The 13,019-nt window shown below is 72.2% G+C and carries 9 protein-coding genes; 7 read left to right on the top strand and 2 right to left on the bottom strand.

What is annotated here, in order from left to right; translation table 11 throughout:
* Nucleotides 1-13 precede the first annotated feature (13 nt).
* Together QOZ89_RS14370 and QOZ89_RS14375 are read left to right on the top strand one after the other, a co-directional pair.
* The gene (locus tag QOZ89_RS14370; protein ID WP_071047748.1) at nt 14-859 is read left to right on the top strand and encodes a LuxR C-terminal-related transcriptional regulator; all 846 of its coding nucleotides are present in this window, start codon (nt 14-16) and stop codon (nt 857-859) included.
* A gap of 181 nt (nt 860-1,040) precedes the next feature.
* On the top strand, nt 1,041-3,386 hold the full coding sequence (locus QOZ89_RS14375) for a CoA transferase (protein ID WP_312624004.1): 2,346 nt from the start codon (nt 1,041-1,043) through the stop codon (nt 3,384-3,386).
* Nucleotides 3,387-3,755: 369 nt separating this feature from the next.
* On the opposite strand, the gene QOZ89_RS14380 is transcribed toward QOZ89_RS14375, so the two are convergent.
* Entirely contained in the window at nt 3,756-4,928 is a 1,173-nt protein-coding gene (locus QOZ89_RS14380; protein ID WP_312624005.1) for an NAD(P)/FAD-dependent oxidoreductase, read from the bottom strand.
* Between the two features lie 544 nt (nt 4,929-5,472).
* Here QOZ89_RS14380 and QOZ89_RS14385 point away from each other — a divergent pair.
* The 4 genes from QOZ89_RS14385 (at nt 5,473) to QOZ89_RS14400 (ending at nt 10,502) form a co-directional block, all read left to right on the top strand.
* Complete coding sequence (locus QOZ89_RS14385) at nt 5,473-6,252, top strand: SDR family oxidoreductase (RefSeq protein WP_071047750.1); 780 nt, start codon at nt 5,473-5,475, stop codon at nt 6,250-6,252.
* Nucleotides 6,253-6,565: 313 nt separating this feature from the next.
* Nucleotides 6,566-8,440 carry a class I SAM-dependent methyltransferase gene (locus QOZ89_RS14390; protein WP_312624006.1) on the top strand — a complete coding sequence of 625 codons (1,875 nt, stop codon included), beginning with the start codon at nt 6,566-6,568 and terminating at the stop codon, nt 8,438-8,440.
* Nucleotides 8,441-8,563: 123 nt separating this feature from the next.
* A complete protein-coding gene (locus tag QOZ89_RS14395) occupies nt 8,564-8,773 on the top strand; it encodes an NfeD C-terminal domain-containing protein (RefSeq protein ID WP_083418330.1) in 210 nt (69 codons plus the stop codon).
* Between the two features lie 223 nt (nt 8,774-8,996).
* On the top strand, nt 8,997-10,502 hold the full coding sequence (locus QOZ89_RS14400) for an SPFH domain-containing protein (protein WP_312624007.1): 1,506 nt from the start codon (nt 8,997-8,999) through the stop codon (nt 10,500-10,502).
* A 125-nt stretch (nt 10,503-10,627) separates the two neighbouring features.
* Here the strand turns inward: QOZ89_RS14400 and QOZ89_RS14405 are convergent, their stop codons facing one another.
* Nucleotides 10,628-12,178, bottom strand: a complete 1,551-nt coding sequence (locus QOZ89_RS14405; protein WP_083418575.1) for an MDR family MFS transporter — start codon at nt 12,176-12,178, stop codon at nt 10,628-10,630.
* 343 nt (nt 12,179-12,521) lie between these two features.
* On the opposite strand from QOZ89_RS14405, the gene QOZ89_RS14410 reads away from it, so the two are divergent.
* Complete coding sequence (locus QOZ89_RS14410) at nt 12,522-12,911, top strand: MmcQ/YjbR family DNA-binding protein (protein WP_071048697.1); 390 nt, start codon at nt 12,522-12,524, stop codon at nt 12,909-12,911.
* Nucleotides 12,912-13,019 lie beyond the last annotated feature (108 nt).

Consider the following 13,019-nt stretch of genomic DNA (forward strand, 5'->3'; position numbering starts at 1 on the left):
GAGGAGAGCAACAATGGCATCTGAGCCGTCTGACTGTGCCGAGGCTGACGAGTTTCTCGCCAAGGTGACGTCCCGGTTGAGGGAGCGTTTCGACGCCGATATCGCCCTTGCCGGGCGCGTCCATCCCCGCACCAGGATGCTGACCATACGATGCGCCGACGGTGCACGAACGGACCAATATCTGGGGGCGACCGCGGCGCCGGATCAGGGTATTGGCGGTCGGGTCGTCGCCCTGGGCCGGCACGTGGTGACCGCGAGCAGAGACGGGCGCGCACATGCCGATGCCGCCGGTCAGAGCCTGGCGGACTGCCACGAGGGCATCCGTTCCGTGCTCGCTGTTCCGCTGCGGTTGGACGGCCGCTTGATGTTTGTCTTCTACCTGGCCTGGCGCGCAGGCAGGCCAATGGAAGCTGTGGCGACGAACGCCGCTTTGTCGTTCGCGCGGCAGGTGGAGTCCTTCGCCGCCCAGGCCGCCAGGACGCACGGGATCGACGTCCCGCAGCGGTGGAACGTGGACTCGCGGGTGCTGCTCCAGATCGACAGCGAGCTGGAACGACTGACCCTCGAGGTCTCAGCCCCGCCCGCCCGAGCAAGGATCGCCGCTATCCGGAACCTGCTCGAGGACAGCGTCCTGGAGTCGATGGCTGGGGCGGAGGAGGCGACGGTCGCGCTTACCCGGCGCGAGCTGGACGTCCTGGGGCTGGTGGCCGAAGGGCTGTCCAACGCCGAGACCGCGGAGCGGCTGGTGGTGAGCCCGGAGACGGTCAAGGCCTACCTGCGCACCATCCGGAGCAAGCTCGGAGTGCGTAACCGGACCGCGGCCGTGGCCGTGGCCCGAAGGTCCGGCCTGTTGCAGTGACACGGCGCCGCCGCGCCGCCGCGCCGTCGTCGCCGTTCCCGCGCCCCGGTCGCCTGTTTGCCTGGCGTCTGGGCGGCGGTGGCCTTATGAAGGTGGAAAGGGCATCGTCCCCGCCCCGGGGGCTCATCAAGACCGGACGGGCGGCGAGCCGTCCTGGGCGACCTGATGGCGGTGAGCTGACATGACTGCGCGGCCCGATCCCGATCCCGATCTCTTAGCAACGGCCGAGGCGCCGGCTGGCCGTCCACTGGCCGGCCTTCGCGTGGCCGAATGGTCCCGCTCCATCGCCGGCGGTTATGCCGGCCGGACGCTCCACGATGCCGGCGCGCACGTGACCCGCCTCGGTGACCCGGGCGCGTCGTCGCTCAGGCCGGCGCTCAGCGGCTACCTGCATCTCGGCAAGGTCGACCAGCCCGGCACCCTGGCCGACGTCGCCGCGCTCGCCGCCGACATCGTCATCCTGGAGCTTCCCGACGCGCCCGACGAGGAGTTCCTCGCGGGATTCGGCGACGCGGCCGTCGTAGTGATCACCCCCTGGGGCCTGCGCGGGCCGTGGGCCGGTACCGGCCGGCCGTGGAGCGAACTGACGATCCAGGCCGAGTCCGGCTCGCTGTCCATGCGCGGGCTGCCGGGCCGGCCCCCGCTCATGACCGGCAGCTCCGAGGGCCTCTGGGTCACGGGCACGATGGCCGCGGCGGCCGCCGTCGCCGCCGTCCAGGGCGGCCGCGCCCACCGGCTGGTCGACGCCCCGCTGCTGGAGGTCACCGCATACGCCACCAACCTCTTCCAGGACGTCGGCGCCGCTATCACGGGTGCCTCGCCGGCGGCACCGCCGTACCGCAACCGGCTGAACCCCTCGGTGGAGCCGGCCTCGGACGGCTGGGTCGGCTTCAACCTGGCCTCCGCCCAGAACCACGAGGACTTCGTCGTCCTGATCGAGCGCGCCGACTGGCTCGGCGACCCGCAGATGACGACGCACTTCGGCCGTTACGAGCGGTATGAGGAGTTCACCGCCGCGGTGCGGGCCTGGACCACGCGGCACACCGTCGCCGAGGTGGTCGAGCAGGCATCCGCCTTCCGGATCCCGTGCGCGCCGGTGCACAACGGCCGGACGATCCTGGCGGACCCGCACGTCATCGACCGCGGCTTCTACCAGCCGAACGCGCACGACCCCGGCTTCCTGGAGCCGGCACCGCCGTTCCTGTTCGACGGCGTCCGGCCGCGGCGCGACAAGGAGTCACCGCCCGAGGCGCGGGTGGCGACGAAGACGGGGGCGGGGGCCGGCGTGCCGGACGACGCCCTCCCGTTCGCCGGCCTGCGCGTGCTCGACCTCGGCACCTGGTGGGTCGGTGGCTTCGTCGGTACCGCGCTCGGCGCGCTCGGCGCGGACGTGCTCAAGGTGGAGAGCACGCGGCGCGTCGACGGCGCCCGCCTGGTCGGCCCCGCCCCCGCGACCCAGGACCACTGGTGGGAGCAGGGCGCCTTCTACCTGGGCGGGAACAGCGACAAGCGCGGCATCACCGTCGACTTCTCCGTGCCCGCCGGCCGGGAGCTGCTGGCGCGGCTGATCGCCGGGGCCGACGTGCTGATCGAGAACTACTCGCCGCGGGTGCTCGAGTCGGCTGGGCTCGGCTGGGACGCCGTCCACGAGCTCAACCCGCGGCTGGTCATGCTCCGGATGCCCGCGTTCGGGCTGACGGGGCCGCGCCGGTCGATGATCGGCTACGCGCAGACCGTCGAACAGTTCTCCGGTCTGTGCTGGCGGACCGGCTACCCGGACGCCGCCCCGCACAACCCCAGCGGCCCCGCCGACCCGATGGCCGCGGCCAACTCGCTTCTCGCGCTCTCGTCGGCGCTGTTCACCGCCCGTCGGACGGGCAGGGGAACGCTCGTCGAGTCACCGTTGGCCGAGGCCGCGCTGGTGATGGCCAGCGAGCAGGTCCTCGCGTGGACCTCCGAGGGCGTTCTGCTGGAACGGCTCGGCAACCGGGACGCCGTCGCGGCCCCGCAGGGCGTGTTCCCGACGGCCGAACCCGACCGGTGGGTTGCCCTCACTGTCGCGGATGACGAGCAGTGGCAGGCGCTCGCCGGGCTGATGGACCCCGGCCGCCGGGCCACCGGGGACCCGGAGCTCGCGACCGCCGACGGGCGGCGGGCGCGGGCCGACGAGCTCGAGAAGCGGATCGCCGCGTGGACTGCCGGGCAGGAACGCGGGGCACTCGTCGAGCGGCTGCTCGCGGCGGGCATCCCGGCGGGCGAGGTCCGGGACGGCCGGTTCGTCCACGACCACCCGCACCTGGCGGCACGCGGCTTCTACCGGTTGGTCGAGCTGCCGTGGGCGGGAAGCATCCCGCTGCCGCTGCTGCCGGTCCGCGCCGTCTCCGGCGGCTGGGCGCACCGCCGCAGGCCGCCGACGCTCGGCGAGCACAACGCCGAGGTGCTCGGCACCGAGCTGGGCCTCGACGAGGCGCGGCTCGCTGAACTCGCGGCGGACGGCATCATCGGAACGGTGCCTCTAGGCGTCTGAGGCGGTCCCGTGACGGACGCTTCGCGCCCGCCACCGGGCACCGCCTGTCGGGCGCTGAGCCTAACCTCCCAGATCGCTTCGCGATCCGGCAGGAACCCTGCTCCTCGCGTGGTTCCGGGCTGAGGCATATGACGGTGGCCCAACCGGTGTCGGGCCGACGAAGTGGTTGCGTCGACACTGCGCCGAAGCGCCGTCACTATCAGTGGTCGGGTTGCGAGGATAGCTCGCGCAGCTCGCCGCCAGTGAGCGCAGGACGGTGGTCAGTGCTGTGGCGCCGGCTTCGCAGTCGGTTGGCTCGGCGCACTCCACCGGTGAGTGGGAGACACCAGTCGGGTTGCGCACGAACAGCATCCGCTCATCGGACCTGGCCTATCGCATCTCGCCGGCGCCCACGTACGGGTACTGGCTCCTCAGCGGGTTCCCTTCGGCGAAGCGCTCGAGGCGGAAGTCGGCCGCCGGGATGTCCCGGTCGTGGCTGTCACCGTCGAGGACCAGGTCGGCCATCAGGGTGCCGACCGCCGGGCTGATCTTGAAGCCGTGGCCGGAGAAGCCGGCCGCGAGGAACAGCCCGTCCGCGCCGGCCGGCGCGATGACCGGGTTCCAGTCGGGTGTGACGTCGTAGCAGCCGGCGTACGTATGGGCCACGGCCGGCTCTGGGAACTTGTCGAAGCGGTGCAGCACCTTCTCGGCCGCCCGCTCCAGCCCGGCCTCGCCGGCCTGGTTGGAGTAGTCGTCCGGGTCGGCGAACGTCGGCTGGCTGTGGTCGCTGTTGCCGACCAGCAGCTCGCCCGAGCCCTCGATGCGCGCGTACTGCAGGCTGACCAGGTCGGAGAGCACCGGCAGGTCCCGCAGCGGCTCGCCGGCGTCGACGACCAGCAGCTCCGAGCGCAGCGACTGGACGGGCAGGTCGACACCGACGCCGGCCATCAGCGTTCTCGACCACCAGCCCGCGGCCACGACGACGACGTCGGCGTCGACCACCTCGCCGACGGCGAGCTCGACGCCGGTCACCCTGTCCCCGCGGGTCAGGATGCGCGTCACGGGCGTGCCCTGCCGGATGCGGGCGCCGCCGTCGCGGGCCTCGAGGCCGAAATGGTTCGCGAGCTGCGAGGCGTCGGCGTACCCGCCGCGGGGCTCGTAGGCGAAGGCCGCGAGGTCGTCGAGGCGCAGGTACGGCCACAGCCCGGCCGCCCGGTCGTGGGAGATCATCTCCGCGTTGATCCCGAGCCCCTGGTGGGTCTCGGTGTTGGCGCGTAGCGGTTCCACGTTCTCGGTGCCCACGGCGACCAGGTAGCCGACCTGCCGGAACCCGACGGCCTCGCCGAGCTCCTCGAACACCGGCAGGCTGCGCCAGGCCATCGCGGCGATGGACGGCACGCCGTAGTGGCACCGCACGATGCCGCTGGACTTGCCGGTCCCGCCGCTGGCCAGCGTCGCCCGTTCGAGTACGAGCACGTCGCGCACCCCGCGCGCGATCAGGGCACGGGCGATCGCGAGACCGATCAGCCCCCCACCGACGATCACGATACGCCCGCCGGCCACGACACCCTCCGATCCACCGGGCCGCGAGGCCCGCCACGTCGACGCTAGCCAGTGGCATCCGGAGAGCCTGTGGCCGGTAGCGGAAGAGGGCCGAGGATCACGGGGCCGGTGCCCATTGCCGGCGTCGATGCGGTCCGCGCCGGCCGCCAGGTCCGCTGATCGGCACCGGCGGTGTCCACCGTCGTCCCGCCTGGTCCGCCGGCCCGGCCCACGCCCGGACACGTCACCGTGAGTGCCATCGGATTGCGGTGTCCGGATGGATGGGCGGGGCTGGTGGTGAGGCGTTCCCGGCGTCACTATGTGAAATCCTGACCGCCCGGATCTGGATGACCTTGATGGTGCGGCGGTCCGGCGGGGCGGAGGGCGACTGTGCCGAAGCGGTTCTCGCCCACGCGTTCTGCGCCCCAGGCCGCTCGCCGCGCGACTCGTCAGCTGCCGGCCGATTCCGGCGGGGGCGGAGCGCATCGCGGTGACCGGCGGTTTCCAGGCGACGCTGACCGGCCTTCTCGCCCGCCGGGGCCGAGGCCGGGGGAGAGGAACGAGAATGCTGCTGCGGAACAAGACCACTGTTGTCACCGGGGTAGGGAGTGGTCTGGGCCGGGAGATGGCCACGGCCATGCTCGCCGCCGGCGCGAACGTGGTCGTCGCCGCCCGGTCGGCCGACGGCTTACGCCAGACCGCGAAGGAGCTCGACCCGACGGGTGAGCGGATTCTCGCGCACCCGGCGGATATCTGCGACGAGGAGAGCTGCCAGTCGCTCGTCGCCGCGGCCGTGGACCGCTTCGGCTCGGTCGACGGCGTGGTCCAGGTCGCCGCCTTCGAGGACGCGTTCGGCGGGCTGTTCGACGCGGACCTCACCAAATGGAGCAGGGCCTTCGACACGAATGTCCTCGGCAGTCTCCGGCTGCTGCGAGCCGCCGTCCCGGTCATGAAGGAGCGGGGCGGCGGCTCGGTCGTCCTGGTCGGCAGCCAGTCGGCGTTCAAGGTGGCGATGCCCCAGGCGGGCTATGCGGCGTCGAAGGGCGCCCTGCTGTCGGCGATGTACTACCTCGCCGACGAGCTCGGCCCCGACGGGATCCGCGTGAACACCGTCGTGCCCAGCTGGATGTGGGGGCCCAACGTCCAGCTGTACGTCGACTTCCGTGCCCAGACGGAGGGGAAGACGACCGAGGAGATCCTCGCGGAGATCACCGGCCGTTTCCCCCTGCGCCGCATGACGGAGGACCGCGAGGTGGCCGACACCGCGGTGTTCTTCTGCTCGGACCTCTCCAGGGCTGTCACCGGCCAGTACCTCCTGGTCAACAGCGGCGAGCTGATGCGTTAGTGCCGTCTCCGGCCACGTTTACCCGCCCGGGGCACGGAAGATCGCCGGGACTGTATCCGGATCCGAACTCCAGGCCCTCGCCGGTTCGGATCCGGCTACAGAACCGCTGATCAGGCTCACGGCGTGGGCGATGCCGCGGGCCAGGAGGAGCTGGACAGCACCGCCGGACAGAGCCGCCGAACCGGCCGGGTGAGAGGCGGGCTGGGACGTGCCGGCGACGGCGGTCGGGTGGTGAGAGTGCGTAGGGTGGTGGCCAGGGCCGGTTCGGAGGGGTTCTGTAAGGTCTTGGCTACCTTGCGAGTAGGAGTGCCCCATGCGCCGGTTATTCGCGATGACGACATGTGCCCTGGTGGTGGCGAACGGGGTTCGGCTGCGAGGACGGCTGAAGGAGCTTGCCAGGGCCGCCGAGAGCAACGACCCGGTCGACGCGGCGCACGCCTTTCTCGTCGTGGACGGCGTCGGGCTGCCGGAGGACGCTCGCCGGGCCGCGAGCGCGCACGCGCGGCGCCACGGGCTCGACGTGCTTGACCTCGTGCCGGAGGACCTGGTGTCAGATCGGGTGCTCGACCTTGCCCGGCTGGTGGACACGTCCCGGTACCGCGCGAACCGCTTCGCGCCCGGCAGGGGAGCAGGCCAGGCGCTGCTCGTCGACCGGGAGGTTCTCGCCCGCGCGAACGTCGAGGAGCGAGACGACTACTCCGCGCTCGAGCTGGCGAAGCTGACGCGCCGGCTCAAGCAGTACGCGCCGTCGACGACCGATCTGGCGGTCGTGCCGGGCCTGACGGCCGCCCCTGACGGTGGCGCGGCGGAACGGGTCCAGCTGCGCGTAGCTGCCTGCCACCACCCCTACCAGGCGATGGCGGTCCTGCCAGCGGCACGCACCGCCGCGGTGGCGGCCTCGTGCCTGGCGAGCCCGGCGTGGGGCCTCGCGGCGCTGGTGGCGACCACCGCGCAGCCGGCCGCGGTCGCCGCCGGGCGGTTCTCCCCGGCGGCTGGCGACATGGTCGCCGTCTCGGCCCGCAGGCTCGCCGGATGGCCGGTGTTCGCCGTCCACACTGCGCGCGCGGCGGCCCAGAAGGCGGCCCTCGCGCGTCGGGAAGGAACGGTGCCCGACTCCGAGGAGCGCCGCCGCCGGGCGCTCTACCAGGAGGAGATCGCCACCGGAGTGGCGACGATGCTCGAGGAACGGCGCGAGTCCTGCCCGTGGTGCGGATCGGTGGCGCTCGTGTCGCGTGCCGAGACCGCCGATATCACCCTGCGCAAGCCCGGCCGCTTCCGGTACGACCAGTGCCGCGACTGCCAGCACGTCTTCCTGAACCCGCGGCTCGCGCCGGCCGGTCTCGACTTCTACTACCGGGACTTCTACGACGGGCTGCAGACGGAACAGATCGAGGGCATGTTCGCCGCGTCCGACCTCGGCTACCGGGCGCGGGCCAAGCTGCTGCCGCCGGAGGCCAAACCGGCCAGCTGGCTCGACGTGGGCGCCGGGTACGGGCACTTCTGCCTCGTCGCGGCCGGGCTGCTGCCCGGCGTCACGTTCGACGCGGTCGACATGGGCCACGGGATCGACGAGGCGGAACGGCGCGGCTGGGTGGGCCGCGCGTACCGGAAGATGTTTCCCGACCTCCTCGACGAGATCGCCGACCGCTACGACGTGATCAGCATGTTCCACTACCTGGAGCACACGCCCGACCCGCGCGCCGAGCTCGACACGGCGGCCGCGGCCCTGCCCGCCGGCGGGCACCTGATCATCGAGGTCCCGCACGCGCAGGGGCCGTCGTTCCGCCTTTTCCGCGGTTTCTGGGTCGGCCTGTGCCCGCCCCAGCACCTGCACCTCATCCCGCCCGACGAGCTCGTCAGGGCGCTCGCCGAACGCGGCCTGCGGACGGTGAAGGTCGATTTCGGCCCGGCGCACATGTTCGGCGACGCCGTCGGAGCGGTCTTCTACCTGGCCCAGAAGCTGCAGCCGGACCCCACCCTGCCCTGGCTGCCCTACGAGGCCACCGCCTGGCGGCGTGCCCGCCGGCTCGCCGCCCAGACGGTCACCGTGCCGCTCTTTCCCCTCGCCGCCGTCGTGGACGCGGTGATGCTGCCGTTCCTGCTGACCGGCCGGCGATCGAACGTCTACCGCGTCGTCGCCCGCAAGGAGCCCGCCGCCCAGCCAGCCGCGCGCGACAAGGCCGCCTGACCGACGCGAACCCGTCAACGCCGGCCTGCGCTGTAACGTCTGGCCGGTAGCGGCTGGCGGGCGGCACCCTTCACGGGTGGGTCGGCGCGGGTCGTGGGCGGCGGTAGTCACCCGGAGGGCCGTATGGCTGACCACGTAGTGATCGGCAAGTCGGGACGGGTGACGGGGAAAATCGCGCCGGGCATAGTCGGTGAGGTCATGCTGCCGGTGCGGGGCGGCTCGGAGGCCTTCCACGCCTATGCCGAGAACGGCGAGGCCACGATCACGGTCGGTTCGCGGGTGCTCGTCGTCGAGTATTTCCCGCCGAGGACCGTGGTGGTCGTACGGCTGTGACAGCCCGCCCCCGGTCTCGGGTTGGCGGCTGAAGACCCTTGTTTTCCGGCGGACATATGTAACAATTCCGCTCCGGAAGCGCCCGCGCGGCTCCTGGTCGGAAACGTCGGTAAGGCTCCGCCCAGTCAGTCCAGAAAGCACTTCCGTGTAGAAGAGGAAACCGGGCGGGCAGGCCGGCCGGCGAGCCCGGACTCGGCCGGCACGCGGGAAACCTGGAGGGGTCGTGCTGCTCATCACCATCGTTGCGGTCGCGGTTGGCGTCCTGTTGGCGGTGGGACTGTTCAAACTGATGTGGCGGGTCGCCGAGCCGAACGAGGCGCTGATTATCTCCGGCCTGCGTGCGCGCAGAGGCCCGGCCGACGCCGTGGCCGAAAGTCTCGGATTCAAGATCGTGACTGGTAAGGGTGTGCTCGTCCTGCCCGGGGTCCAGACGGTCCGCAAGATGTCCCTCGACCTGCGGGCCGCCCAGCTCGGCATCGACTGCGTCACCCAGCAGGGCATTCCGGTCGGCATCCGGGGCGTCGTCATCTTCAAGGTCGGCGACGACTACGTCTCGATCGCGAACGCGGCCCGTCGTTTCCTAGACCAGCAGGACAAGATGGACACCCGGGTGCACAACGTTTTCGCCGGCCACCTGCGGGCCATCGTCGGCCAGCTCACCATCGAGGACCTCATCCGCGACCGCGAGAAGCTGACCCAGCTGACCCGGGCGAGCTCAGGCACCGAGATGGAGAAGCTGGGACTGATCGTCGACTCGCTGCAGATCCAGGAGATCGACGACCCGACGGGCTACATCCACAACCTCGGCCGCCCGCATGTCGCGGCCGTGGCCGCCCAGGCCAGGATCGCCGAGGCCGAGGCCGACCGGCAGGCCGCCGAGCAGGAGCAGATCGCCCTCGCGCTCAAGGCGGAGGCGAGCCGGAACAGCTCGATCAAGCGGTCCGGCTTCCAGGCCGAGGTCGACGAGGCCGCCGCCCGGGCCACCCAGGCCGGCCCGCTGGCCGAAGCCGTCGCCAACCAGCAGGTTGTCGTCGAGCAGACCAAGGTCGCCGAGCTGGAGGCGAACAGGGAGGAGCAGCGGCTGCAGGCCATCGTCCGCAAGCCGGCCGACGCCCGCGCGTACGAGAAGGCCACCCTGGCCCGCGCCGACCGCGACGCCAAGATCAGCTCGGCCGAGGGGGACGCCCGCCAGATCCAGCTGGCCGCCGAGGCCAACGCGACGAGGGTCCGCGCCGAAGCGGGCGCGAAGGCGCAGCAGATCCAGGTTCTGGCGACGGCCGAGGCCGAGTCGACCCGTAAGGCCGGCGAGGCGAGTGCCCACGCCAAGCGGTCAGTCGGCGTGGCCGAGGCGGACGCGCTGCGCGCCCAGGGCCTGGCCGAGGCGGAGGCGATCAAGGCACGCGCCGACGCGCTCGCCGTCAACCAGGACGCCGTCATCGGCCAGGAGCTCGCCCAGCAGTGGCCGGCCATCGTGGAGGCCGCGGCGAAACCGTTCGGCGCGATCGACCAGCTGATCGTGCTGAACGGGGCGACCGGTCTCTCCGACGCCCTGGCCCAGGCGCTCTCCCAGGGCACGAGTGCCTTCCAGATGGCCCGCACCATGCTCGGCGGCGGCGGCGGTGGCGGCGGCACGCCAGGCCACGCCAGGCCCACCCCGCCGGACGGCGCCGCCGCGCCCCCGCCCGGCAAGCTGAACGGCACACCCGCCACCGGCGAACGCGACCGGTGACCCTACGCCGATCCGGGTGAGCTTCCCGGGACCGGTGGCCGTCCGGGTTCCTTGTCGCCTCCGGTCTCTGGTGGTGCCTGGCGGGTCGACGGGGCCGGGACGGGCGGGGCGGGCGATGGGCCGGGTCAGGCCGCCTCCAGTCGGGTGGCATTGGCCGCCTCGTCGGGCTCGGTCGCCGCGACGCCGGCGGGCAGCCGCAGCGCGAGCAGGACGGTCGCGACGGCGGCCCCGGCGGCGGCGATGAACGCCCACCGCATCCCGGCGACGAATGCGTCGGACTCCGCCACGCCCGCGTTCGTCAGCTGGTCGGACCTGGTCTCCAGGATGACGACCATCAGGGCCGTGCCGAGGGCGCCGGCCACCTGCATGATCGTGCCGAGCAGCGAGCTGCCGTGCGAGTAGAGCTGGGACGGCAGGGCGCCCAGACCGATGGAGAACACCGGCGTGAGCACCGCGGCCAGCGAGGCCATCAGCACGACGTGCGCCGCCAGCAGCAGCGCATACGGCGTGTCGGTGCCGGTCCGGCTGAGCACGCCCAGGGCGATGGCGGCACCGGTCGCGCCCGGGATGACGAGGGGCCGCGCCCCGAACTGGTCGAAGAGGCGGCCGACCACCGGGCCCAGCAGGCCCATGGCCAGGCCACCCGGCATCACCAGCAGCCCGGTCTTGAGCGAGCTGAGGTCGCGGACGTCCTGCAGGTACAGCGGCAGCAGGAACATCGAGCCGAGGAATGCCATGTGCACGGCCGCCATCAGCAGCAGCGACACCCCGAACGGGCGGTAGGTGAGCGTGCGCAGGTTCAGCAGCGGGCTGCCTGTCCGCGCCAGGCGCACCTGCAGCGCCGCGAAGGACGCGATCAGGGCGACGCCGCCACCGGCGATCAGCGCCACGACGATCCCGCTGCGGGCGCCGACCTCGCTGAGCCCGAAGAGCAGGCCGCCGAAGCCGAGCGCGGCCAGGGCGACGCTGGTCCAGCTCACCGAGCTCTGCTGGGTCTCGCCCACGTTCTCCAGCTGGCGCAGCCCGGCGACGGCGACGATGAGCGCCGCCGGGAGGACGAACACGAAGATCAGCCGCCACGACCCCAGCTGGAGGATGGCCCCGGAGACGGCGGGGCCGAGCGCCGGCGCGCACGACATCGCCATCGTCACGTTCCCCATCACCCGGCCGCGGTCCTGCTCGGGGACGACGGTCATCAGCGTCGTCATCAGCAGCGGCATCATCACGGCCGTCCCGGCGGCCTGCACGACCCGGCCGGCGAGCAGGACCGCGAAGACCGGTGCCACGGCGCCGATGAGCGTGCCGGTGCAGAAGGTCGCCATCGCGATCCCGTAGGCCGTCCGGGTGGTCACCCGCTGCAGGAACCAGCCGGTCACCGGGATCACCGCGGCCATCGTGAGCATGAAGACGGTCGAGAGCCACTGCGCGGTCCGCGGGGTGATGCCGAAGTCGGTCATCAGCCGCGGCACGGCATTGATCATGATGGTCTCGTTGAGGATCGCGACGAACGTCGCCCCCACCAGCAACTTGATCACCAGTGGGGTCCCGCGCCGTGTCGCGCCACCGGAGCCGGCAGCTGGTTCGCGCCCGACGCCGGTCTCGCGCTTGCCCAGGGAAGTGGTGGCGCTCGCGCCGTCCCAGGAGGACGTGTCGTCCGATTGGAGGGTCGCGGTCATCTCGATCCTTCGGGTCGCAGGTCTCGGGGCTCGGAGGTGCTGAGGCCCAGTGGGCTGTCGGCCGGCCCACCACGCGCCCGCTCGCGGCGGCCCGACCAGTACGACTGGTACGACCGGGCCTGGGCGAAGAACTCATCGGCGCGGCGGCGACGGACGACTCCGCCCGGGCCGTGGTGGATCCTGCCATCACTCTCGCGCGGACCACCGACAATTCCGAGCGGGCCCGCCGGACCTCCGACGCACGTGTCCCGGCGGCGACCATGGGCGGTCTGGGCCCGGTCGCGGTCGCCGAGCTGGGGGTTTGGGGCTGGGAAGGCGGCGGTTACGTGGCTACGGTGAGGTCATGGCGAGCTGGGAGGACGTGAGCAGGATCGCGCTCGCGCTGCCCGAGACCACCGAGGGCACGTCGCACGGCCAGCGTGCCTGGAAGGTGAAGACGAAGGGATTCGTCTGGGAACGGCCGCTGCGCCGCGGCGACCTGGAAGCGCTCGGGGATGCCGCGCCGGACGGACCGGTTCTCGGGGTCCGCGTCGCCGACGTCGGCGTGAAAGCGGCGCTGATCGCCGACAACCCGGACGTCTACTTCACCACTCCGCATTTCGACGGCTACCCGGCGGTCCTGGTCCGCCTTGACCGGATCGGCGTGACCGAGCTGGCGGAGCTCGCCGAGGAGGCGTGGCTCACCCGAGCGCCCAAGCGCCTCGCCCAGGGGTTCCTCGCGGACCGCGACTGACCTGTGCTGGCGGAAACGCCGTCAGGACGTCACGAGGCCAGGCCCGAGCAGCGTCGAGTTCGCCCACGCTTCCGGCCCGGTCAACGGAGATCGACTACAGGCTGAGAC

The sequence above is a fragment of the Pseudofrankia coriaricola genome, assembly GCF_032027725.1.
GTDB lineage: Bacteria > Actinomycetota > Actinomycetes > Frankiales > Frankiaceae > Pseudofrankia.

Excerpts from the sequence above, each read along its gene's own strand:
- QOZ89_RS14370 (WP_071047748.1), top strand. The coding sequence starts at position 14 with ATGGCATCTGAGCCGTCTGACTGTGCCGAGGCTGACGAGTTTCTCGCC.
- QOZ89_RS14375 (WP_312624004.1), top strand. The coding sequence starts at position 1,041 with ATGACTGCGCGGCCCGATCCCGATCCCGATCTCTTAGCAACGGCCGAG.
- QOZ89_RS14385 (WP_071047750.1), top strand. The coding sequence starts at position 5,473 with ATGCTGCTGCGGAACAAGACCACTGTTGTCACCGGGGTAGGGAGTGGT.
- QOZ89_RS14390 (WP_312624006.1), top strand. The coding sequence starts at position 6,566 with ATGCGCCGGTTATTCGCGATGACGACATGTGCCCTGGTGGTGGCGAAC.
- QOZ89_RS14395 (WP_083418330.1), top strand. The coding sequence starts at position 8,564 with ATGGCTGACCACGTAGTGATCGGCAAGTCGGGACGGGTGACGGGGAAA.
- QOZ89_RS14405 (WP_083418575.1), bottom strand. The coding sequence starts at position 12,178 with ATGACCGCGACCCTCCAATCGGACGACACGTCCTCCTGGGACGGCGCG.
- QOZ89_RS14410 (WP_071048697.1), top strand. The coding sequence starts at position 12,522 with ATGGCGAGCTGGGAGGACGTGAGCAGGATCGCGCTCGCGCTGCCCGAG.